This window comes from Providencia sp. PROV004 (assembly GCF_011045615.1).
Lineage (GTDB): Bacteria > Pseudomonadota > Gammaproteobacteria > Enterobacterales > Enterobacteriaceae > Providencia > Providencia rettgeri.
In genome coordinates this window covers 3,323,342-3,345,752 of sequence record NZ_CP042859.1, presented here as the reverse complement: position 1 = coordinate 3,345,752, position 22,411 = coordinate 3,323,342, and the positions used below count along the sequence as shown (strand labels likewise).

Here is a 22,411-nt window from a genome sequence, read left to right as displayed (position 1 = left end):
ATTTATAAATATTTTACCCCAAGTAAGTCAAGTGCTTGGGGCTGATCAATTGTTAAATAGAGATCCGATCTTTTTTAACGTTCTCAACTGAAATACTGTCAAGTATTTCAGTAAAAATACCACTCAGATCTTAATAAAAAAGATAAAATCTGTTTTTCATCGCAGTTACTACGTAAAAATTTTTTCATTAAACTGCCATCTTTTTGTCATTTAGCCTCCATTGAACAAATCTTAGGGATCTTGTGAATCCATGAGCCTAAAGGGCTTCAAGAGTTATCCACCATTTCTGTGGATAACCTTGTGTATTAACGTTATAAAACAAGTTCTACGCTAGGCGACAAGCGGCTTTGACTTTATTTGATGTGATTCTGGACTTTAAATTAATTTTTAATAAATACAAATGGTTAAATAAAATCAAGCCTTCAATTTGCATTTGAGATACGGCATAAAAATGCAATAGCATAAAATATAAAGTTTCAAAAAGGTCAAGCACTTTTTTGGGGATAACATTTTTATAAACATATTAGAACGGAGAATAACAGAAAATTTAGCTTCAATACTTGAAGCTGGTTTTTTATCCAGTATCATAATGGGAGAAACTAGTTAAGGGGCGTTAATATGAGTAAGGATTTTAAGCTGTATTCTGATTTTCAGCCGGGAGGGGACCAACCCGAAGCCATCCATAAGTTAAGGGAAGGGCTACAAGATGGACTTGCTCATCAAACCCTATTAGGGGTAACGGGGTCTGGTAAGACGTTCACTATTGCCAACGTTATTGCGCAAGAGAACCGGCCTACCATGTTAATGGCGCATAATAAAACCTTAGCGGCACAGCTTTATAGCGAAATGAAAGCCTTCTTCCCAGACAACGCTGTGGAATATTTCGTTTCTTACTATGACTATTATCAGCCTGAAGCTTACGTCCCAAGCTCCGATACTTTCATTGAAAAAGATGCGTCTGTAAACGAACACATTGAGCAAATGCGGTTATCTGCGACCAAGGCCTTACTCGAACGTCGCGATGTGATTGTGGTGGCTTCTGTGTCGGCTATTTACGGTTTGGGTGACCCTGACAGCTACTTAAAAATGATGTTGCACCTAACGGATGGCATGATCATCGACCAACGCTCAATTTTAAGGCGTTTAGCGGACTTGCAATATACGCGGAATGACCAAGCTTTTACGCGGGGGACTTTCCGCGTCCGTGGTGAGGTTATCGACATTTTTCCTGCGGAATCAGACGAGTATGCCTTACGTGTTGAGCTATTTGATGACGAAGTTGAACGGTTGTCATTATTTGACCCATTGACAGGGCAAATACAACATCGTGTTCCTCGTTTCACCGTTTATCCAAAAACGCACTATGTCACACCGAGAGAACGCATTCTTGAGGCAATGGAACAAATTAAGGTTGAATTGGCGGATAGACGAAAAGTATTACTAGAAAACAATAAATTACTGGAAGAGCAACGTATTACTCAACGAACGCAATTCGACTTAGAGATGATGAACGAGCTCGGTTATTGTTCAGGTATTGAAAACTATTCACGCTACTTATCGGGTCGTGCTCCTGGTGAGCCACCGCCGACACTATTTGATTACTTACCCGCAGATGGCTTGCTGGTGGTGGATGAATCTCACGTTACTATCCCGCAAATAGGCGCGATGTATAAAGGGGATCGCTCAAGAAAAGAAACCTTAGTTGAATATGGGTTTCGTCTTCCTTCTGCATTAGATAACCGGCCAATGCGCTTTGAAGAATTTGAAGCCTTAGCTCCTCAAACTATTTATGTGTCGGCAACGCCGGGTAACTACGAGCTTGATAAATCAGGCAATGAAGTGATTGAGCAAGTTGTTAGGCCTACTGGCCTACTTGACCCGATTATTGAAGTCCGCCCAGTTACTACCCAAGTGGATGATTTACTGTCTGAAATCCGTATCCGTGTACAGAAAAATGAACGTGTATTAGTCACTACTTTAACAAAACGTATGGCAGAGGATTTAACGGAATATCTCGAAGAGCACGGTGAGCGAGTGCGTTATCTTCACTCAGATATCGATACAGTAGAGCGTGTGGAAATTATTCGCGACCTGCGACTTGGTGAGTTTGATGTACTGGTTGGGATCAACTTATTAAGAGAAGGCTTGGATATGCCAGAGGTCTCTCTGGTGGCTATTTTGGACGCGGACAAAGAAGGTTTCTTGCGCTCAGAGCGTTCGCTTATTCAAACCATAGGGCGTGCGGCTCGTAACTTAAATGGTAAGGCAATCCTTTACGGAGACAGGATCACCAACTCCATGCAAAAAGCGATTGCAGAAACAGAGCGTCGCCGTGCTAAACAAATGGCGTTCAACGAAGAACATGGAATCGTACCACAAGGTTTGAATAAGAAAATCGGTGATATCCTGCAAATTGGCCACAAAGTGGGTGGTAAAGGAAAAAACCGTACGAAAGACAATGGTAAAAATAATAATTCGGTTGATATCCAATCGATGTCGACAAAAGAGTTGGAGCAACGGATTTCGCAACTTGAAGCGCAAATGTATAAGCATGCTCAAGATCTTGAATTTGAAGCGGCTGCGCGAGTCCGAGACGAATTGCAGGAGATACGCTCTCAGTTTATCGCTAATTCGTAATTTTCCTCATACCTCACGTTGTGGGGGTGTTGGCTACGTTTAGTCACTCGGGTCACATATTTATGTATGCTCCCCGAGCTGCCTTCACTTGCCGCCTACCCATAACGCAAAGTATTTTGAAAATAGATTTTGTGGAAATACGGGAAACAAAGGGCTAATTTTAGGGAAGGTTTTCCGCTGCGGGTATTTAGCAGCGGAATGGCGGTTAGGGGGTTATAACAAGTTGATGGTTTCTTCGATGGCTTGCAGTAACAGCTTTCTATCATGGCGATAGGGAATATCGTCAGCTTCGAGTACCCGTTGAATTATTTTGCGTTCAGGGCTGATATTGCTTGTTTGTGTGCGAGGGCCAAGGATTAACGCATCAATTTTTTGGCAACCAATATAATGCTCCATCATTTTTAGCTTGTCAGGCAAAGACAGGTTTGCTGCTGGGGAGCTAATTTCTTTCGCTAAGTTACCAATATAAATCATCGGGGCTTTACATTCGCGCAGTGCAGCTGCAATTTCATCCAAAAGCAATAATGGCATTAAACTGGTAAAAAAGCTGCCGGGGCCGATAATAATTAAGTCTGCTTGGTGGATAGCCTGTAAGGCTTCTTTCGTTGCCTTTACTGTCGGGTATAAGCGTAATTCTTGCGGGATTTCATGTAAGGCATCAACATTCACCTCACCGTATACTTCATTGCCCATTTCATCGATAGCCATTAAATCAACAGGGGATTCCGACATCGGGATCAACTGCGCATCAACTTTTAGCATATTACGGATAAGATTTATGGCTTCTAACGGACGAACACTTAGGTGGTCTAATGATTTTAACATTAAATTACCTAAATTATGGCCTGAAAGTTCACCATTACCGCTGAAACGGTATTCAAACATCGCAGAAGCAATAGATGGCTCAGTAATTAGCTGATTTAAACAGTTACGCATATCTCCCCAAGCGATCCCGCCTTCAGAGCGGCGAATACGGCCTGTTGAGCCCCCATTATCGGTTGTGGTAACAATACCCGTTAAACGAGAACCTAAAGAAGAAAGTGAAGACATCACGCGACCAAGTCCATGCCCGCCACCTAGAGCGACAACATGCCTGAGATCCGCCAGACTGCAATTCGGCATAGTGTTCCTATATCAGTTAATTTTCAGTACTTATAAAAGCAAGTAAACCAGCGAGTTACGAAATGCGTTTTTTACGCTAAGCCCGTTTTATGGCGACTAAAATAAATTGGGCGTTAATCTATCATAAAACATCATTCTTAGCTTAAGTACTGTGACAAAAAACAATAAAAGAGACGATTCTGTATTGATGTGAGTCTTAGAAGGAAAAATGCGCTAGGGAGTTTTCATTTTAAATTATTATCTATATCATGTAAATAATTCTCATTTTCATTATTTATTTTATGGATCAATATGTCTGATTCAGAATTACAGCGCCTGTTTGCTCGCCATTCATCGTCGTTATGCCGTTATCTGAATATGTACCTTAAAGACCATAATTTAAGTATGGATATCACACAGGAAAGCTTTGCTCGAATGGCAGAGTTAATGAAAACATCAACTATTCAAGATTTTGATGCGTATTTGTATCGAATTGCGAAAAACCTGATGGTTGACCACTTCCGGCTACAGAAAAAACAACAATTAATGGCGATCAGTGACCAACAATGGCAAGAGATCCCATCGCGGGTAAAAGGTATTGAAGCCACGGTTATTCATGATCAACAACTTGCACAAATTCAGAAAATTATTCAATCTTTGCCGCCCAGGACTCAGGAGATATTTCGCTTGCATCGAGAAGAAGGATTAGCTCAAACGGAAGTAGCGCAGCGCTTAAATATTTCATTAAGCACAGTCGAAAAACATTTAGCCAATGCATTGGCAATGCTAATTCATAAATGGAGAGACTAGTCATGAAGCCATCTGATAGTCCATCTGAAATTGAAAACAAAGCCGCAATGTGGGTTGTTAAAACCACGCAACGAGAGCTGACGTCGCAAGAAAATGAAGATTTCCAGTCTTGGCTCAATGCGTCAGAGTTACATAAGTCTACATACTATCGTGCACGGCAATTATGGGCATTAACAGCCAATAAACCGCGACAACAAACAGTAGATAACCAACAGGGAATGAATAAAAAGAGGCGGCCTCGCTATATTGGTTTATCAATAGCGGCGGTTGTGCTAGTGAGTGTGTTATCCATGTCAATTTGGTATTTTCAATATACACAGCCAGTGGATTACTATGCGAAAACCGGTGAAATACAGCATATTACCTTACCTGATGGTAGCCGTGTTGACCTCGACAGTGGTGCGCAATTGCAATTAGCGTTTAGCCCGCAGTATCGGCAAGTTAATTTATTACGAGGGCGTGCTTATTTTACTGTTGCACCAAAAACGGATACGGAACCAAGGCCTTTTCAGGTTATGGCGAAAAATGGGATAACTCAGGCACTTGGCACTGAATTTTCAGTTGATAATGAAAATAGCAAAGTGGCAGTCAGTGTTTATCAACACAGTGTAAAGGTGTCACTATTCTCAGGGCAAGAAATGGTCATTCCAGCAGGAAATTTCACTCAATATCAATCAGATATAACGCCTATGACTTCAATGGTCAACTCACATTCTACGGTATGGCGAGAAGGACAAATTATTTTTCAGCAGCAAACCTTTCCGGAGGTTATTGCTGAAATAAATCGATACCGTGACAAGCAAATTATTTTATTGACTGAGGAGCGAGTAGGGCACATTAGTGGTGTATTACAAATTAACACACTTGATAGTGGGCTAACGCATTTGGTGTCATCATATGGCTTATCCGTTTATGAAATCCCATTTTTCACTTTAATATATTGATTATTAATAATTAATATAGATATCGAATAATAATAAATTATTTTTTTTAAATTTATTTACGGGTTTTCCTAATTCCCGCGTCTTAATCTAAGTGATTATGATTTTTATTACCATTATCATTTTAGGGATGGGAAATGACTCAAAAAAAGCACCACTATAAAAAAGCAACAATCTGTGTTCACCTTGCATTATTTACGTTACCTGCATTTTCATTTTTCAATCTAGCACAGGCTAACTCAGCGGTAGCATCCGCACAGCAGGAAATAACATTTTCTGTTGCTGCAGGCTCACTTGAAAATGCTTTGCTGCAATTCGCTCGGCAAGCAAAGGTAGAAATAATCATTCAGAGCCGAGAAATTAATGACTTACAAAGTCAAGGCTTGAAAGGAAGCTTTACGCTACAGGAGGGATTACGTCGATTAATTGGTTCAAACCCTGTGCAATATCAATTACAAAATAACCGAATAACAATAGAGCGTATCGCGCCTATTACCGGTGATTCGGTGATTAAGCTAGATAACATTACCGTCACAGCAAGCCAGATCCAACAAGGGGATTGGGTATATAACAGTCCATCATCTGTCAGTGTAATTAGTAAAAAACAAATTGATGACCGCCCACCAAAGCACATAGCTGATGTGTTAGAGCTAACGACAGGTGTCTATTCGAGTGTTAGCCAACAAGACCCTTCTTTATCTGTGAATATCCGTGGGATACAGGATTATGGTCGTGTGAATATGAATATCGATGGTATGCGGCAAAACTTTCAAAAAAGCGGACATGGGCAGCGCAATGGTTCTATGTATATCGACTCAGAACTGCTTTCTGGGGTGGAAATACAAAAGGGCAATACAAGTGGAATGGGAAGCGGTGGAACCTTAGGTGGTGTGGCGACCTTCAATACAGTCAATGCGTCTGATTTTTTATCAAAAGATAAAACTTTTGGTGGAAAATTACATGCGAGTATGGGGTCAAATAATACTCATTTTATTGGCAGTAGTGTGCTGGCATTAGGGAATGAAAACGCGGATTTGTTATTTGCGGCCAGTGAACGACGTCTTGGGGATTATAAACCAGGAACTCACGGTAATATCGGTAATATTCGAGTCAATAATGGGGCAGGGCATTATGATGAACTTGCGCACCAATTAAAACACACTCGTATTAATGACAGTAATTACCGAATGACCTCTTATTTGGCAAAAGCCGGTTGGAATATAAGTGACGAACAGCGTTTACAATTTAATTACTTAGAAACCAAAGTGGCAACGCCAAATGCAGGAACGCTAACGAATTTAGGTAGCTCGTGGCCTTATAAGCTAGGGTGGAAAAGTAGCGGTTTCAGTGATGTAACAGCCAAGAATTATTCCCTTGATTACACTCAATTTAGCGATAAACCATGGAGCACCGAGCTAAAAGGAAAAGTGTATTTTGTTGATACCAAAGACAATACAGACACCTATTCCACTAGCCAAATTTATAATAATGGCTACCAGATGGACACTCGAGTCAAAACGGTAGGGATACAGCTTGAAAATCATTCAGAAATTGAATTTAACCATAACAATGTATTAAAAGCGCATTATGGTTTGGAAACTTTCCAAGACAAAGCGAGTAGTAGTTCGACACGTGAAGCGGCGAGTGGAGTGACACCGGACGGAAAACGTTCATTGAGCTCACTTTTCACTAATTTGACTTATGAATATGATGATTGGTTAACATTAGAAGGGGGAATGCGTTATGACTATTATTCTCTCAAAGGCCAAACGAGTATGAGTTATGCAGTACTTCCTTATACCAGAGACAATCCATGTACAGGAAGAAGGTTACGTGATTGCAAGGTTGTTATGACGACGGAAAATTGGGATGTTGATAACTCAGAAGGGGCATTTTCACCCCATATTCGTTTAGCGGTACGTCCTAATCTTGAATGGATGGAATTGTTTACCAGTTATGGGCGGTCATGGCGCCCGCCAGCGATTACAGAAACGTTAACCACAGGAAGTGCTCACAGTAGTTCGACTCAATTTCCCAATCCGTATTTAAAACCTGAGCGTTCAAATGCTTGGGAAGTGGGGATGAACATCAATTATCCGCAATTGTTTATCGAAGAAGACCGATTTGTGGCAAAAGTTGCCTATTTTGATACACGTGTAGATAACTACATTAACTTAGCGATTGACCGTAAGAAACCAGGGATGGTTAGCCCTAATATTGGAAATGCTGCTTATAGCAACAACTTGGTTGCGACCCGTTTTAGAGGGGTTGAATATCAACTAAATTACGACGCAGGTTTTGTGTATGCAGACCTGACCTTTACCCATATGATTGGCAAAAATAAATTTTGTTCACATCCTGCATGGCTAGGTGGTGTATTGAAGTATGGCGAAGACGTTGGCCCAGGTAACTGGTATGTTGAGCCAAATGAGGCATCAAATAACCATGTGGATTGTGACAGCAGCGCCATTTTCAGCAGTGCAGCGAACTTACCCGGTGACCGTGGTTCCTTTACATTAGGTGGGCGAGCGTTTGATAGAAAACTCGATGGTGGTGTAGTCGTTCGCTTCACGCCAGGTTTTCAAGACTACTCAGTACAATCAAATTCCCCTTACTTAGCTGACTGGCCTAAATATACATTGATTGATTTATATGCAAGTTATGCTTTAACCGATAATTTAACTATTCGAGGAAATGTCGAAAACTTGACCAATCGGGCGTACGTGGTTAGTTATGGGGAAAGCTTGGCCAATACGTTAGGTAGAGGGCGAACGGTGTCGGGCGGGATAGAATACCGTTTCTAAATATACGTCATACTTTACGCTGTCGTGTTATTGGTTAATAAATTTTGCACCTTACTATTTATTTTTAATTGATATGCCAATTATTCAATTTGAAATATCGGTTTTGATAAGCGTTGAGTGTTGATATTGATAACGTAAACAATTAGATGGGGAGCTTGCTCCCCATTTTAGATCTATATCAATAAATGTTTAATTAAATAATTAGAGATGTTAATCAATTAGTATGAAATTATGTTTTTTAAAGCCATCTAAAATGGAAAATTATCAGTGATAATAATAGCTTCGGTGATTCTATAATATTTTTTGTAAGTCGTTGTATATAATGATATATATCGAATTGCAATTCGCTTTTTCAATTTCTATCGGCTAGAATCCTTACATAAATTAAGTGAACAGAGTGACGCATTTTACAGTTTAAAATCAGTGACTCGGTTCCAAATAAAACTCCTAGCCTTTGCGTCTAAGTTTGAACGACTGAATATGATGCACTGGCCGTGGCCTAGAGCCACCAGGGTGCAAGATAGAAATGTCTGCATCTCCCGTACTTGGAAAGGTGTGATTATGCAGCAACTTGTCGATCAATTTGACCGGAAATTTTACTATCTCCGACTTTCTATAACAGATGTTTGCAACTTTCGTTGCACATACTGCCTACCCGATGGCTATAAGCCAAGCGGTCGTCATGAATTCTTAACACTGGATGAAATTCGTCGTATCAGTACGGCATTCGCAGAATTAGGCACAGAAAAAGTGCGTATTACTGGCGGTGAGCCGACCATGCGCAAAGATTTCAGTGATATTATTGCTGCCATCAATGAAAATGAATCGATCAAAAAAATCGCCGTGACCACTAATGGTTATCGTATGGCCAGAGACGTAAAAGAGTGGAAAGATGCTGGACTGAACGCGATCAATGTGAGTGTTGATAGCCTCGATCCACGTCAATTTGCGGCCATCACGGGACAAGACAAATTCTTTCAGGTGATGAAAGGTATTGATGCTGCTTTTGAAGCTGGCTTTGAAAAAGTCAAAGTGAACGCGGTATTAATGAAAAATGTCAACGATATCGCTTTGAAGTCATTCCTAAACTGGATCAAACATCGTCCTATTCAATTACGCTTTATTGAGTTAATGGAAACCGGCGACGGCAGCGATATTTTCCAACGTTTTCATATTTCGGGTGAAACTATTCGCGAGCGTTTAATTGAAGAAGGCTGGTATATGCTTCCACGTTCCCGAAGCGACGGCCCTGCTCAAGTCTTTAGTCACCCAGATTACCAAGGCGAAATCGGGCTTATCATGCCGTACGAAAAAGATTTTTGCCAAAGCTGTAACCGCTTACGTGTTTCCTCACTAGGAAACCTACATTTATGTTTATTTGGTGAAAATGGCATTCCGCTGCGTGATTTATTGGGTGCAGATGACCAAAACGAAGCGTTAAAAGCCCGCATTCAGCGAGGCTTACACCATAAACGAGAAACCCATTTTCTGCATATGGGTGATAGCGGAATTACACCTAATTTATCTGTAATCGGCGGTTAACTCTTTTTTATTTCAGGAGAAGATATGTCCCAACTGACTCACCTCAATGCGTCGGGCGAGGCGCATATGGTTGATGTTTCAGCCAAAGCTGAAACTGTTCGTGAAGCTCGCGCAGAAGCTTATGTCACTATGAATCCAGCAACTCTAACGATGATTGTTGACGGTAGCCATCATAAAGGCGATGTGTTTGCCACGGCGCGTATTGCGGGTATTCAAGCGGCAAAAAATACCTGGCAGCTTATCCCATTATGCCACCCACTGCTGTTAACCAAAGTTGAAGTGATACTCAAAGCGGAACCTGAGCATAACCGAGTTCGTATTGAAACTTGTTGCCGATTAACAGGGAAAACAGGGGTTGAAATGGAAGCATTAACTGCTGCATCCGTTGCTGCTTTGACGATTTATGACATGTGTAAAGCAGTGCAAAAAGATATGGTGATTGGCCCTGTTCGTTTATTAGAAAAAACAGGCGGTAAGTCTGGACATTTTAAGGTGGAATAATGATCACAGTATTATTTTTTGCTCAAGTACGTGAGCTAGTCGGAACAGAACGCTTAGAACTCACTGACACTTACCAAAAAGTTGAAGATTTACGTCAAGCGCTTTCACAAAAAGGCGATCGCTGGGCGTTGGCACTTGAAGATGGCAAATTACTTGCCGCTGTTAATCAATCATTTGTTTCACTAGACCACCCACTCTCAGAAGGGGACGAAGTGGCCTTTTTCCCACCAGTCACTGGGGGGTGATATGGAAAACACCCATATTGCAGTACAAACAGAAAATTTTAGTGTTGGCGAGCAATATCAATGGCTTGCTCAATGCGATAGTGATGGTGCAGTCGTGACTTTTACGGGGAAAGTGCGTAACCATAATTTAGGTGACAGTGTTGCGGCATTAACACTCGAACACTACCCGGGAATGACAGAAAAAGCGTTAACAAATATAGTTGTAGAAGCAAAAGAACGTTGGCCATTGCAGCGAGTCAGTGTGATCCACCGTATTGGTACCTTACAACCTGGCGAAGAAATTGTTTTTGTTGGGGTGACGAGTGCCCATCGAAATGCAGCATTTCAAGCTGCTGAATTTATTATGGATTACTTAAAAACTAAAGCACCATTTTGGAAAAAAGAAACATTACCTGAAAATGAGCGATGGGTGGAAGCGAAAGAAACCGACGAGGCGTCTGCAAACCGCTGGTAATCGCACTTTTTCCTCTGAAAAATACGAATTTGCTGAATGGTATTGTCAAAAGAATGTGTTAGACTTTGGTTAATTTCTCCGATTACAGTATTTTTACTGGGTCGATTTTTCTTTTAGCGAAAGGGTAACCATCATGGGTCAGTTTGATCAACGTAATGATTCTCTTGTCCAGGGTGCCAATACTGGCGTTCAGGCATTTATGTCGCAAGTATACGGCTGGATGACAGTCGGTCTACTGCTGACAGCTTTTGTTGCATGGTATTCAGTTAGCAGCGGTTTGTACTACACCATTGCAACCAATAAAATTCTCTTTTTTGGAATGATTATTGCTGAGCTCGGTTTAGTGATGGGAATTTCATTCCTACTGCAAAAAATTAGTGGCATGGCAGCAACGGGCATGTTTATGCTCTATTCATTGCTCACAGGCTTAACGATTTCAGTTATTCTTGCTGCGTATACAGGTGAGTCTGTTGCGGGTACATTTGTCATTACCGCGGTAATGTTTGGTGCATTAAGCTTCTACGGCTATACCACTAAACGTAGCTTAACAGGTATGGGTAACTTCCTGTTTATGGCGCTGATTGGTATTGTTGTTGCTTCTTTGGTTAACATCTGGCTGCAAAGCACCATGATGTATTGGGTGATCACATACGGTGGTGTTTTACTGTTTGCTGCTTTAACCGCGTATGACACACAAAAACTGAAAGAAATGGGTTCACAAATTGATGAAAACGACAGAGAAACAATGCGTAAATACTCTATCATGGGTGCATTATCTCTGTATTTAGACTTCATTAACCTGTTCTTAATGTTACTGCGTATCTTTGGCGACCGTCGCTAATTTGGTTGGCATTCCTCATTACTCAGTGAAATGAGGGGATAGCAGTCGTTAAAATTGAAAACCCTTGTTACTTTGGTAACAAGGGTTTTTTGATCTAAATACTATCGTAAAATATGATTTGAATATTATTAGCTCATTTGTAATTCAAGATGTTAATGGTAGTTCCAGCATTTTTAGTTGTACTTTCAAAGCGTAATGTTGTTTCTTTATGATCACGCTATTTTCTTTCTAAATAAATAATAAGCCACTGAACTGGTGATTATCGCAATGATAAATAATGGCCATAAACTATGGAAGATAACTGAAAAATCAGCATTTTTTAGGTATATCTGCTTAGTGATTTCAGTAAAGTGGCGAATTGGGTTAATCCAAGTAATTTGTTGCAGCCAAACTGGCATGTTCTCGACTGGGGAAATATAACCTGATAACAACACCGCTGGCATCATAAATACAAATACCCCAATGAACGCTTGTTGCTGAGTTGAACACAGTGCTGAAATAAGTAAACCAAATCCCACCAATGACAATCCGTAAAATAACATGGTGGCATAAAACAGGAGCAGGGAGCCAGCAAAAGGAATTTGATAGCAAAAGATCCCAATAACTAGGACTAAGCTCGCCTGTGCAGTCGCAACGATCAATGCAGGCACCGCCTTACCAATAAATATTTGCCAAGTGGTCAGGGGAGAAACGAGTAATTGGTCAAGAGTGCCTTGTTCTCTTTCCCTCGCGATAGAAAGAGATGTCACAATCAATACCCCAATCGTCGTTATTAAAGCTACCAATGAAGGTACAATAAACCATTTATAATCTAAATTTGGGTTGTACCAATTACGAACGATTAATTTACTGTTGTTTGGTACGGGTTGTGATTGAGTTAGCTCATGTTGGTATTGAGTGACAATTTGTGCAACATAGTTTGCTGCAATTTGCGCACTATTTGAATTACGTCCATCAAGGAGTAACAGCATATTAGCATTATGGTGACTTGCAATATCAGCACTAAAATTTTGCCCAAAACGGACAACCAGCAGCGCCTTGCGGTTATCAAGCGTTTCACGAATATCGTGTTCATTCTTCAATAATAAAACTTGAGAAAACGCACTGGCTTTAGCGAGACGTTGCGTCAGCTCGATAGAATGCTCACCATTGTCTTGGTCAAAGATAGCAATAGTTGTGTTAGTCACCTCAAGTGTGGCGGCCAGAGGAAATAAAATCATCTGAAATATTACGGGTAAAATGAGGATAACCCGTGTTTGCGGTTCTTGAAGTAATGATTGAAGTTCTTTCATAATTAAGGTGTATAGACGATAAAACATAACCTCACCTCAATCCAAACGACGGCGAGTTTTTAGCGCCGTTAGTCCAATAAATAGTATTGCAGAAGCGATTAATAGCAGGAAATCTATCAATAAAACGATATAGATATCACCGGCAAGAAAGAGTGTTTGTAAGCTACTGACAAAATACCGGGCAGGGATAAAATAAGTTACAGCCTGAATAATGGCTGGCATACTATCAATTTCAAAAATAAACCCAGATAACATAATGGCAGGTAAGAAGGCGGCATTCAGAGCGACCATTGCTGCATTAAATTGGTTACGAGTAATTGTTGAAATCAATAACCCCATCCCCAGTGCGGTTGCCAAATAAAGACTGGTAATGACAAATAAGACCAATAGAGAACCGCGATAGGGTACCCCTAAGATAAATGTGGTGACAAACATGCATAACACCATCACAAAAGTACCGAGAACTTGGTAAGGCAATAATTTTGAAAGCAATAATTCAGTTTTAGTAATCTGAGTTGAAAGTAATGCTTCCATCGTGCCACGTTCCCATTCTCTTGCAATAACTAAAGAGGTCAAAATGGCACCAACTACGGTAATAATGATACTAATTGCCCCTGGAATAATAAAATGCTGACTAATTGCAGCTTCATTAAACCAATAGCGCATATTGAGCTCAATTAAGGGTTCTGTTGGGTAGCCTTTATTTTCCCCTTGTTGAATTAGCCACGTTTGCCACACGCCTTGAGTATAAGCTTGTACAAAGTTAGCGGTATTTGGTTCGCTACCATCAGTAATGACTTGAATTGCAGCATTGCCTTGTTTTTTCAACAATTCGGCTGCGAAATTCACTGGGATGACGATAATGCCGCGAATTTCTCCTGCTTGCATTTTATCGATTAATAAATGGCGGTTATTACTAATGGTGGCATCAATAAATGGTGAGCCCGTGAAGGTATCAACCAATTCACGTGCTTGCGAACTTTGTTGCTCAAGTAAAATACCGACACGTAATTTACTTGAGTCTAAATTGATACCGTAACCAAAAATAAATAATAACATCAATGGGATAAGTACAGCTATAAGGGCGCTGCTAGGATCCCGCACAATTTGTTTACTTTCTTTCCAGCATAGCGCTTTAAGCCTACGCCATGAAAAATGGGAAGCGGTGTGAGTCATTGAGCCTCCTGTTGCTTATCATAATTCATGATAAGCTCAATAAATGCATCTTCCATGGAAGGATCAGGGTTTTCAGTACTGGCGATTTGCTGTTTCAGTTCATCAGGGGTTCCTGCTGCAATAATTTTTCCATGGTAAACCAACCCGATACGGTCACAATACTCTGCCTCATCCATAAAGTGGGTCGTAACCATAACGGTAACGCCTTTATCAACCATCCCATTGATATGTAACCAAAATTCCCTACGAGTTAGTGGGTCAACTCCTGAGGTCGGCTCATCTAAAAATAAGATATCAGGCTCATGCATCAATGAGCAGGCGAGGGCTAAACGTTGTTTATAACCCAAAGGGAGGGATTCAGTAACCTGATTGATAATCGGTTTGAAGTTAAAAGCCTCAACCATTTCTTGGATTTTTTTTGCTTGCTGTTGATGATGCAAACCATAAACACCTGAAAAGAATTTCAGGTTTTGCCCTACTTTTAGGTTGCCGTACAGCGAGAACTTTTGTGCCATATAACCAAGGTGCTGTCTGACTTTGTTTGAACTTGTTTTTAAATCCATTCCAAGAACGAGTGCTTGCCCATCTGTTGGCTTCATTAACGCACACATCATTTTAAAAGTCGTCGATTTCCCTGCGCCATTTGGCCCCAATAAACCAAAAATTTCTCCACGTTTAACTTGGAAATTTACGGTATCAGTTGCCGCAAATTGACCAAATTTTTTGGTTAAGTTACGCGCTTCTATGACGGTTTCTTCAGGATTAGGCGGAATTTGCGGTACGATAGCGGCTAATTCTGAACGATGAGATGGACCCCCACCTAATAAGTCAATAAACGCATCTTCAAAACGCGGCTGCGCCTCAATGAGTTTTCCATCTGCCATATTTAATGCAGTTAATAAATTCGCTTGTGACGCATTAGGTTTCAAAATTAAGCGAATATAGCGGCCTTGGATCACACCATCGGTGGTTTCAGGTAATACGAGTGCATTTTGCAATACCGTGCGTTTTTGTGAGGCAGGTACATCAAGTAAAAACGAACGTCCCGCCATTTTTTGAGTCAATAATTCGGGTTTTCCTGCATAAAGCTGTTTGCCTTTATTTAACAGTAGCACATTTTTACATTGCTGAGCTTCATCTAAATAGGAGGTACTCCAAAGAATTAGCATTCCATCATCGGCAAGAGTATGAACCATTTGCCATAATTCGCGTCGAGCGATGGGATCAACACCAACACCGGGTTCGTCGAGTAAAAGAACTTTGGGTTTTCCTAATAATGTACAGGCTAATCCGAGTTTTTGCTTCATTCCTCCCGATAACTTACCGGCTAGCCTATCGGTAAAAGGAGCTAGGCTGGTGAAAGAAAGCAGTTGTTGGTAGGTTTTTTGCCGCTCTTCGCCGAGTACCCCACGCAAATCTGCATACAAATTTAAATTTTCTTGTACGGTCAGGTCTTCATATAAACCAAATTTTTGGGGCATATAGCCTAGGCTGGCTCGCATAGCAATGCTGTCGTCGATAGGGTCGAGCCCCATCACGCTAATTTTCCCTGCATCTGGCTTTAATAGTCCTGCAATCATACGCATTAAGGTTGTCTTTCCTGCACCATCAGGGCCGACAAGGCCTGTTACAGAACCCCCATGAATTTCGATTGTTAAACTTTCAACGGCTGGAGTATCCAAGCCAACAAATGTTTTCTCGACTTTGGATAGGCGGATACTGTAATCATCACTCATAGCAAACTCTTACTGTTTATTATCAGCAAATTGAATAGTCACTGGCATTCCTTGACGTAAAGCATCATCAGCATCATTGACGACGATACGTAGTCGATAGACTAAGTCGGTTCTTAAATCCGGTGTTTGTACGCTTTTAGGGGTAAATTCGGCAGTAGGGGAAACAAAACCGATGGTGCCATGGTAAGGCTGGTTTGGGCGGCTATCCGTATACAGTAAGACTTCTTTACCGGGGATGGCATCACCAAGGTGCGGTTCACTCACATAGGCTCGAACCCAAACTGGATTTGTTAAAGTGACGCTAAAAACGGTATTACCTGCACCGATGATCGTGCCTGGCTCTATTGCTCGGGTTAAAACAGTTCCAGGGGAAGGCGCAGTTAAAACGGTATCTTGTAAGTCAAGTTCAGCTTGAGCGACAGCTGCCTCGGCTTGTAGCCATTCGCCTCGCGCAGCCGCTATCTCCTCTTGGCGAAAGCCACTTTGGTATTGATTCAGCTTATCTTGTGCTGCTTGAAGGGCGGCAAATGCTTGGTTTCGATTGTTCTTCGCGTTGTCTAAGTCATTAGCTGAAATAACGCGAGACGCAGCAAGCCCTTGCTGACGTTTATAAAAGTTATCGGCATACTGCCAAGCGGCTTGTTTTTGCGCTACTTCAGCTTCAACCTGTGCAATCTCTTGAGTTCGGTAACCACTTTCTTTCAAAGCAAGTTGAGCTTTGGCGCTATCACGTACCCCTTTGGCTTTATTTAAGGCGTTAATGTAGGGGCGATCATCCAGTTGACCAAGTTGCTCGCCTGCAATAATTTTTGCGCCTTCATCAACGTTTAGGGATTTGAGCTTACCTGATACTCGGAAACCAAGATTCACTGTCCGAACATCTACATTGCCGTACAGTGTTAATATTTTGTTTTGCTGTGATTGATAGTAGTAATAACCGCCAATTGCAGCACCGATTAATATGAGAATAATGAAAACAACAATAGAACGGCTTTTATTGCTCATAGCTAACCTTACTTAAAGAATCCATGATATGAAAACAAATTATGTTGTTAGAGGCCGCTGTTTTTAATGGGAAAATGTGGCTCAAGTTGCAATAAAATCATCAGCCTCTAGTTATTATCAATGTGAATGAATCACTTTAATATTTTTATCATATCACTTTTCATATTGTTTGCGATGGCGTAAGCCTGCTAATAATATATTTGTATGTTCAATAAGAACTTGATTAATAATTTTAAATTCATTTTCATTAATATGTTTCCAACCAGTTTGGCGTAATAACGTTTCTCGAGCAATACGAAATGAAAGGGTTTCGCCAAGGATTGCGTGTGTATGAATTAACGTTGTTAAATGATTGGGGTCAGCACCAATATAAATCGCTATCAAACGGTTTAGGCGCGAATGTATTGGGCCTAAAGCCTGTTCATGAATTATCGTATAGGCTTCGGTGGGGTTGAGTTGTTCACGTGCTAATATGCGAGAAAAGCTTAAATTTTTCTTTTCCAACTGAAAATGATTATAAGCAATGACTGTTTTTTGTAGTAAATCAAGCGCATCATCAGTTACCTGTACTGACAAAGGTTGATTTAGAAAGTTGTCAATTGCTTGAAAAACATCATGGAAATCGTCCCTGATTGTTTTTGCAATAAGCTGAGCAACAGCTAAGTAAAGCCCTTCTTTTGATCCAAAATAATAAGAAATTGCGGCAATATTTTGCCCTGATGCCTGTGCGATTTTGCGTGTAGTAGCGCCATCAAGCCCTTGTTCTCCATATACATCAGCAGCAGTGAGAAGCAATTGCATTTTCGCATTTTCTCCTCGCAACGTTGACGATGAACTTGTATTCATAACCATTCCTTTAAAAATTCAGAATTAAATAACACCTAATTAGCTCTTAATGGCTTTTCATGTCAATAAAAAGTAAAAAACGACATCTCATAGTACCATATAAGTATATATACTATACGAATGAGATTTTATATTAATTTATTAAGCAAACTAAATTAATATATTTATCATCTGCAAATAATGTTAGAATTTTACACAGTGTCGCACGGCAGTTTGCGCTTTTTCTTCTGACTCACTTCCCCCATAACTGCCACATTCAATTTGAAGCGGTGAAGCCCGGAGTAATTTAATTTGACTACTTTTTCAGACCTCGCGTTAAACGAGGAAATTTTGCTTGCCATTAATGAATTAGGTTATGAAAGCCCTACGCCTATTCAACAACAGGCTATCCCAGCTGTGCTTGCAGGAAACGACCTTTTAGCTAGCGCTCAAACTGGTACGGGTAAAACAGCAGGTTTTACATTACCAATTTTACAAAAGCTTATTACAACTCCTCGTGCAGGAAAGGATCGCAAGCCTATTCGTGCGTTAATTTTGACGCCAACAAGGGAGCTTGCAGCGCAAGTTGCTGAAAATGTAAAAGAATATAGCCGTCATTTACGTATTCGTTCTTTTGTGGTCTTTGGTGGGGTGAGTATTAACCCACAAATGATGAAGTTGCGTGGTGGGGTTGATATCTTAATTGCGACTCCGGGGCGTTTATTAGATTTAGAACACCAGAATGCGGTAGACCTTTCTCAAGTCGAAGTTTTTGTACTGGATGAAGCTGACCGTATGTTAGATATGGGGTTCATTCATGATATTCGTAGGGTGATTAATAAGTTACCCAAAAAGCGCCAAAACTTATTATTCTCAGCAACGTTTTCAGATGAAATCAAACAACTGGCAAATAAATTACTCAATAACCCTGTGACTATTGAGGTTGCTCCGCGAAACTCAGCTTCTGAGCAAGTGACTCAATATGTGCATTTGGTTGATAAAAAACGAAAAGCGGAATTACTTTCGTTTATGATTGGCCGTGAAAACTGGCAACAAGTCCTTGTTTTTACACGTACAAAGCATGGTGCAAACCGTCTGGCTGAGCATTTAAATAAAGATGGTGTCAAAGCTGCTGCTATCCATGGCAACAAAAGCCAAGGGGCTCGTACTCGTGCACTAGCTGACTTTAAATCTGGAGATATTCGTGTGTTAGTGGCAACGGATATCGCAGCCCGTGGTCTCGATATTGAACAGCTTCCTTATGTGGTGAATTTTGAGCTTCCTAATGTTGCCGAAGACTATGTTCACCGTATCGGTCGTACAGGCCGCGCAGAAGCAACTGGGATGGCAGTTTCCTTAGTGTGTATCGATGAGGCTAAATTACTCAAGGATATCGAAAAATTATTGAAAAAATCGATTCCATTGATGGCGATTGAAGGCTATGAGCCCGACCCTTCCATAAAGGCTGAGCCAATTCAAAAAACACCACAACGCAATGAACGTCGTTCAGGCGGTTCAGGTGATAGGAATCAAAGTAAAGCACCACGTCGTAGCAATGCACCATCATCAAAGCCGAGTTCAGGGAAGGGGGCGGGTTCCCCATGGAAAAACGCACAGAAAAAAGTTAAACAAGGGCGAAGTGACAGCTAACCTTCCATAAGCTTGCGGCTCTTTTTAATGTTAATAGCATTAAAAAGAGCTACTTGCAAAGTCACGTTAAGCTAGTTTTTGGTATCTCCCACCTTAGAAGTTTTTCTGCTCATCTATTAAATAAACGGTATGATAAGCAGGTATTATTACGTTTTTTGTGAGCCATTTATGCGCGTTTTGTTAGCTCCTATGGAAGGAGTTTTAGACCCTCTAGTTCGTTGTTTATTAAGTGAAGTTAATGACTATGACCTGTGCATAACCGAGTTTGTTCGCGTGGTTGATACCCTTTTACCGGCAAAAACATTCTACCGTTTATGCCCTGAACTAAAGTATGGAAGCCGCACCCCTTCAGGGACATTAGTTCGTGTGCAGCTATTAGGGCAGCACCCTCAGTGGTTGGCAGAAAATGCAAACCGAGCGGCTGAATTAGGATCTTGGGGAGTCGACTTAAATTGTGGTTGCCCATCAAAAACAGTGAATGGTCATGGTGGTGGTGCGACTTTATTAAAGCAACCCGATTTAATCTATCGAGCCGCTAAAGCAATGCGAGAAGCAGTTCCAAAAGAGTTACCTGTTTCGGTTAAGGTTCGTTTGGGGTGGGATAGTTCTGAATTTGCTTATGAGATTGCAGATGCAGTTCAACAAGCAGGAGCAACAGAACTTACTGTTCACGGTAGAACCAAAGAAGACGGTTATAAAGCAGAGAACATTAATTGGTCTGCCATTGGCGAAATCCGTCGTAAATTGTCGATTCCAGTGATTGCTAATGGTGAGATTTGGGATTATACAAGCGCACAGCGCTGCCTTGAAATCACAGGATGTGATGCCGTAATGATTGGCCGTGGAGCACTCAATACGCCAAACCTTAGCCGGGTGGTCAAATTTAATGAGTCTAAAATGCCTTGGGAGCAAGTTGGCAAGTTGCTATTAAAGTATACGGAACTTGAAAAACAAGGAGATACAGGCCATTACCATGCAGCCCGAATTAAACAATGGCTAGGCTATTTACGCAAAGAATATCATCAGGCAGATGAACTATTTTCTCAAGTTAGATCATTAAAAAATGCCCAACAGATTGCACAAGTGATAACTGAAATAGTGAACAATTAATTATGAATAATGTTAATTAGCAAGAATTTATAGTTGCGAAATTAACTTATAGGGTCTTTACTTAATTGGTAGGAGAGTGATTTAATTTATTTAAAGCTCTACTATTATATGGGAACATTTTAACATTATAGTGAAATTACCGAGTCTGGGAGGCGTAAGATGGGTGTAATTGCTTGGATTATTTTTGGTTTAATTGCTGGTGTTTTAGCTAAGTGGCTGATGCCAGGTACTTATCACATGGGGTTCATTATGACCACCGTGCTGGGGATTGTTGGTGCTGTTGTGGGTGGTTACATCAGTACTTTCTTTGGTAAAGGAAAAGTTGATGGCTTCAACTTTGGGAGTTTTGTTGTCGCGGTCATCGGTGCGATTGTCGTACTGTTCTTAGCCGGGATATTTGCCAAATAGCCATTTCTTCTACTTGGTAAATGCTCATTCTATAAGCCACTTAAATATCGAGTGGCTTATATTTTTATGGAAGAAGAGGGTTACGACTCGATTGGCAGGCCGTTATCTTGCCCCCATTGGGCCCATGAACCATCATACAAACGCAGGTTTTGGTTACCTAATAAGGTTAATGCCATTAATACCACTGCAGCGGTCATTCCTGAACCACAGGTCGTCACAGAAGGCGCATGGATATCTACACCTTGCTTAGCAAAGATAGCTTTAAGTTGCTCTGGTGATTTGAATGTACCATTTTCCACAAGAAGATCCCATGGGACGTTTTTGCTCCCTGGAATATGCCCCATACGTAAACCCGGACGCGGTTCTGGCGCTTGGGCAAGAAAGCGTGGCTCTGCGCGAGCATCAATAATTTGAATTTTGCCTTGATTTACAATCTCAAGTACTTGTTCTTGATTCAGTGCGTTACTGTCTTTACGTGTGGCATGGAATTGCTTCGCAGCTGGCGGAGTGACTTCCCCTGACTGAACATCAAACCCAGCAGCTTTCCAAGCATCGATGCCACCGGCTAAAATTTTAACGTTTTTGCAGCCCATCGTGGTGAAAGTCCACCATGCTCTTGGGGATGAAAATAAGTTATTCTGAGAATAAATAATAACTTGGGTGTCATTGCCAATACCCATGGCACTAACTGCTTGGCTAAAAACTTCAGCACTTGGCAGCATATGAGGTAAATCACAGCTTTTGTCTGCAATTTCATCTTGATGAAAGAACTGAGCGTTAGGAATATGTTCTTCTAAATATTGTTGGCGGCAGTCATAAGGTGCGGTTGGTGGTGGAGAGGAAGCATCGAGCACAATGATGTTATTATCAAATAGATGTGAATTTAACCATTGTGGGGTTACGAAATAATCGTTGTACATAAGCTATCTCCATCCTGGGTTGCTAAATTATTTAAAAATTACTGAATTTGATTAGGTGCTGGCAGTGCTGAAGGGGATTGCGGTTGACCTTGTTCAAGTGGTGTTGTTGAACGGGTATAAATGTTCATACCAGCTAACACAATACCGCCTACAGAACCAAAAGCACATAATGCGCAAAGTGCGATAACAACCTTTTTCATTTTCTATAGCCTGCCTAGTGATAAAAATCCAAATAGTGTAAGAACTCAAAGTATAACCGGATGAGTGTTGCAAACAAGTTAAAAGCTATTTTTTCTGTCGCATAATGGGCGTTTTGCAAAAAGCTTCCCAATTTTTATGTATAATGGGTATTAATACAGTAGTTTTGCGAAGCGGTTGGCAAAAGAGTTTTTTTCATATTTCATATTGTTGTC

Annotated in this window: 20 protein-coding genes and 1 riboswitch; of the genes, 12 read left to right on the top strand and 8 right to left on the bottom strand. The window is 40.9% G+C overall.

Annotation, left to right across the window (positions count from 1 at the left end):
- The first annotated feature begins 618 nt into the window (after positions 1-618).
- Positions 619-2,637, top strand: a complete 2,019-nt coding sequence (gene uvrB / locus FVA69_RS15265; protein WP_115167709.1) for an excinuclease ABC subunit UvrB — start codon at positions 619-621, stop codon at positions 2,635-2,637.
- Between the two features lie 213 nt (positions 2,638-2,850).
- Here the strand turns inward: uvrB and FVA69_RS15260 are convergent, their stop codons facing one another.
- Positions 2,851-3,759 carry a gluconeogenesis factor YvcK family protein gene (locus tag FVA69_RS15260; protein WP_004909155.1) on the bottom strand — a complete coding sequence of 303 codons (909 nt, stop codon included), beginning with the start codon at positions 3,757-3,759 and terminating at the stop codon, positions 2,851-2,853.
- Positions 3,760-4,050: 291 nt separating this feature from the next.
- On the opposite strand from FVA69_RS15260, the gene FVA69_RS15255 reads away from it, so the two are divergent.
- The 8 genes from FVA69_RS15255 (at position 4,051) to FVA69_RS15220 (ending at position 11,876) form a co-directional block, all read left to right on the top strand.
- Positions 4,051-4,548: an RNA polymerase sigma factor gene (locus FVA69_RS15255; protein WP_004909157.1), complete on the top strand. Its 498-nt coding sequence runs from the start codon at positions 4,051-4,053 to the stop codon at positions 4,546-4,548.
- Between the two features lie 2 nt (positions 4,549-4,550).
- The gene (locus tag FVA69_RS15250) at positions 4,551-5,492 is read left to right on the top strand and encodes a FecR family protein (RefSeq protein ID WP_162598816.1); all 942 of its coding nucleotides are present in this window, start codon (positions 4,551-4,553) and stop codon (positions 5,490-5,492) included.
- Positions 5,493-5,626: 134 nt separating this feature from the next.
- Positions 5,627-8,293 carry a TonB-dependent hemoglobin/transferrin/lactoferrin family receptor gene (locus tag FVA69_RS15245; RefSeq protein WP_164529072.1) on the top strand — a complete coding sequence of 889 codons (2,667 nt, stop codon included), beginning with the start codon at positions 5,627-5,629 and terminating at the stop codon, positions 8,291-8,293.
- Between the two features lie 432 nt (positions 8,294-8,725).
- A riboswitch (molybdenum cofactor riboswitch) is annotated at positions 8,726-8,865 on the top strand.
- Entirely contained in the window at positions 8,855-9,835 is a 981-nt protein-coding gene (gene moaA, locus FVA69_RS15240; protein ID WP_109910973.1) for a GTP 3',8-cyclase MoaA, read from the top strand. Its footprint overlaps the riboswitch before it by 11 nt.
- Positions 9,836-9,859: 24 nt before the next feature.
- Positions 9,860-10,336: a cyclic pyranopterin monophosphate synthase MoaC gene (moaC, locus tag FVA69_RS15235; RefSeq protein ID WP_109910974.1), complete on the top strand. Its 477-nt coding sequence runs from the start codon at positions 9,860-9,862 to the stop codon at positions 10,334-10,336.
- A complete protein-coding gene (gene moaD / locus FVA69_RS15230; protein ID WP_004909166.1) occupies positions 10,336-10,581 on the top strand; it encodes a molybdopterin synthase sulfur carrier subunit in 246 nt (81 codons plus the stop codon). Before moaC ends, moaD begins: the two co-directional genes overlap by 1 nt.
- A 1-nt stretch (position 10,582) precedes the next feature.
- Entirely contained in the window at positions 10,583-11,035 is a 453-nt protein-coding gene (gene moaE / locus FVA69_RS15225) for a molybdopterin synthase catalytic subunit MoaE (RefSeq protein ID WP_004909169.1), read from the top strand.
- Between the two features lie 133 nt (positions 11,036-11,168).
- Positions 11,169-11,876 (top strand): Bax inhibitor-1/YccA family protein, encoded by a 708-nt coding sequence (locus FVA69_RS15220; RefSeq protein WP_109910975.1) that lies wholly within the window; start codon positions 11,169-11,171, stop codon positions 11,874-11,876.
- A 212-nt stretch (positions 11,877-12,088) separates the two neighbouring features.
- On the opposite strand, the gene FVA69_RS15215 is transcribed toward FVA69_RS15220, so the two are convergent.
- The 5 genes from FVA69_RS15215 to cecR all read right to left on the bottom strand — a co-directional run bounded on the left by FVA69_RS15215 (position 12,089) and on the right by cecR (position 17,937).
- Positions 12,089-13,195, bottom strand: coding sequence for an ABC transporter permease (locus FVA69_RS15215; protein ID WP_109910976.1), 1,107 nt, complete (start codon positions 13,193-13,195; stop codon positions 12,089-12,091).
- 9 nt (positions 13,196-13,204) lie between these two features.
- A complete protein-coding gene (locus tag FVA69_RS15210) occupies positions 13,205-14,344 on the bottom strand; it encodes an ABC transporter permease (RefSeq protein WP_110731799.1) in 1,140 nt (379 codons plus the stop codon).
- Complete coding sequence (locus FVA69_RS15205; RefSeq protein ID WP_110731800.1) at positions 14,341-16,080, bottom strand: ATP-binding cassette domain-containing protein; 1,740 nt, start codon at positions 16,078-16,080, stop codon at positions 14,341-14,343. Before FVA69_RS15205 ends, FVA69_RS15210 begins: the two co-directional genes overlap by 4 nt.
- Positions 16,081-16,089: 9 nt before the next feature.
- A complete protein-coding gene (gene hlyD / locus FVA69_RS15200; RefSeq protein ID WP_115167704.1) occupies positions 16,090-17,085 on the bottom strand; it encodes a secretion protein HlyD in 996 nt (331 codons plus the stop codon).
- A 153-nt stretch (positions 17,086-17,238) separates the two neighbouring features.
- Positions 17,239-17,937 carry a transcriptional regulator CecR gene (gene cecR, locus FVA69_RS15195; protein WP_109910978.1) on the bottom strand — a complete coding sequence of 233 codons (699 nt, stop codon included), beginning with the start codon at positions 17,935-17,937 and terminating at the stop codon, positions 17,239-17,241.
- 285 nt (positions 17,938-18,222) lie between these two features.
- Here cecR and rhlE point away from each other — a divergent pair, with 285 nt between their 5' ends.
- From rhlE to FVA69_RS15180, 3 genes are all read left to right on the top strand, one after another.
- Complete coding sequence (gene rhlE, locus FVA69_RS15190; RefSeq protein ID WP_109910979.1) at positions 18,223-19,560, top strand: ATP-dependent RNA helicase RhlE; 1,338 nt, start codon at positions 18,223-18,225, stop codon at positions 19,558-19,560.
- A 168-nt stretch (positions 19,561-19,728) separates the two neighbouring features.
- Positions 19,729-20,670: a tRNA dihydrouridine(16) synthase DusC gene (gene dusC, locus FVA69_RS15185; protein ID WP_109910980.1), complete on the top strand. Its 942-nt coding sequence runs from the start codon at positions 19,729-19,731 to the stop codon at positions 20,668-20,670.
- 159 nt (positions 20,671-20,829) lie between these two features.
- The gene (locus tag FVA69_RS15180; RefSeq protein ID WP_004256598.1) at positions 20,830-21,078 is read left to right on the top strand and encodes a GlsB/YeaQ/YmgE family stress response membrane protein; all 249 of its coding nucleotides are present in this window, start codon (positions 20,830-20,832) and stop codon (positions 21,076-21,078) included.
- Between the two features lie 80 nt (positions 21,079-21,158).
- Here the strand turns inward: FVA69_RS15180 and sseA are convergent, their stop codons facing one another.
- Complete coding sequence (gene sseA, locus FVA69_RS15175) at positions 21,159-21,998, bottom strand: 3-mercaptopyruvate sulfurtransferase (RefSeq protein WP_004909190.1); 840 nt, start codon at positions 21,996-21,998, stop codon at positions 21,159-21,161.
- Positions 21,999-22,036: 38 nt separating this feature from the next.
- Positions 22,037-22,198 carry a hypothetical protein gene (locus FVA69_RS15170; RefSeq protein ID WP_004256593.1) on the bottom strand — a complete coding sequence of 54 codons (162 nt, stop codon included), beginning with the start codon at positions 22,196-22,198 and terminating at the stop codon, positions 22,037-22,039.
- Between the last annotated feature and the right edge of the window lie 213 nt (positions 22,199-22,411).

Bases quoted from the DNA above. Each gene is read 5' to 3' on its own strand.
- sseA (WP_004909190.1), bottom strand. From the start codon at position 21,998: ATGTACAACGATTATTTCGTAACCCCACAATGGTTAAATTCACATCTA.
- moaA (WP_109910973.1), top strand. From the start codon at position 8,855: ATGCAGCAACTTGTCGATCAATTTGACCGGAAATTTTACTATCTCCGA.
- FVA69_RS15250 (WP_162598816.1), top strand. From the start codon at position 4,551: ATGAAGCCATCTGATAGTCCATCTGAAATTGAAAACAAAGCCGCAATG.
- FVA69_RS15180 (WP_004256598.1), top strand. From the start codon at position 20,830: ATGGGTGTAATTGCTTGGATTATTTTTGGTTTAATTGCTGGTGTTTTA.
- moaD (WP_004909166.1), top strand. From the start codon at position 10,336: ATGATCACAGTATTATTTTTTGCTCAAGTACGTGAGCTAGTCGGAACA.
- dusC (WP_109910980.1), top strand. From the start codon at position 19,729: ATGCGCGTTTTGTTAGCTCCTATGGAAGGAGTTTTAGACCCTCTAGTT.
- cecR (WP_109910978.1), bottom strand. From the start codon at position 17,937: ATGGTTATGAATACAAGTTCATCGTCAACGTTGCGAGGAGAAAATGCG.
- FVA69_RS15205 (WP_110731800.1), bottom strand. From the start codon at position 16,080: ATGAGTGATGATTACAGTATCCGCCTATCCAAAGTCGAGAAAACATTT.
- FVA69_RS15220 (WP_109910975.1), top strand. From the start codon at position 11,169: ATGGGTCAGTTTGATCAACGTAATGATTCTCTTGTCCAGGGTGCCAAT.
- FVA69_RS15170 (WP_004256593.1), bottom strand. From the start codon at position 22,198: ATGAAAAAGGTTGTTATCGCACTTTGCGCATTATGTGCTTTTGGTTCT.
- FVA69_RS15245 (WP_164529072.1), top strand. From the start codon at position 5,627: ATGACTCAAAAAAAGCACCACTATAAAAAAGCAACAATCTGTGTTCAC.
- moaE (WP_004909169.1), top strand. From the start codon at position 10,583: ATGGAAAACACCCATATTGCAGTACAAACAGAAAATTTTAGTGTTGGC.
- uvrB (WP_115167709.1), top strand. From the start codon at position 619: ATGAGTAAGGATTTTAAGCTGTATTCTGATTTTCAGCCGGGAGGGGAC.
- FVA69_RS15215 (WP_109910976.1), bottom strand. From the start codon at position 13,195: ATGTTTTATCGTCTATACACCTTAATTATGAAAGAACTTCAATCATTA.
- FVA69_RS15255 (WP_004909157.1), top strand. From the start codon at position 4,051: ATGTCTGATTCAGAATTACAGCGCCTGTTTGCTCGCCATTCATCGTCG.
- hlyD (WP_115167704.1), bottom strand. From the start codon at position 17,085: ATGAGCAATAAAAGCCGTTCTATTGTTGTTTTCATTATTCTCATATTA.
- FVA69_RS15210 (WP_110731799.1), bottom strand. From the start codon at position 14,344: ATGACTCACACCGCTTCCCATTTTTCATGGCGTAGGCTTAAAGCGCTA.
- FVA69_RS15260 (WP_004909155.1), bottom strand. From the start codon at position 3,759: ATGCCGAATTGCAGTCTGGCGGATCTCAGGCATGTTGTCGCTCTAGGT.
- moaC (WP_109910974.1), top strand. From the start codon at position 9,860: ATGTCCCAACTGACTCACCTCAATGCGTCGGGCGAGGCGCATATGGTT.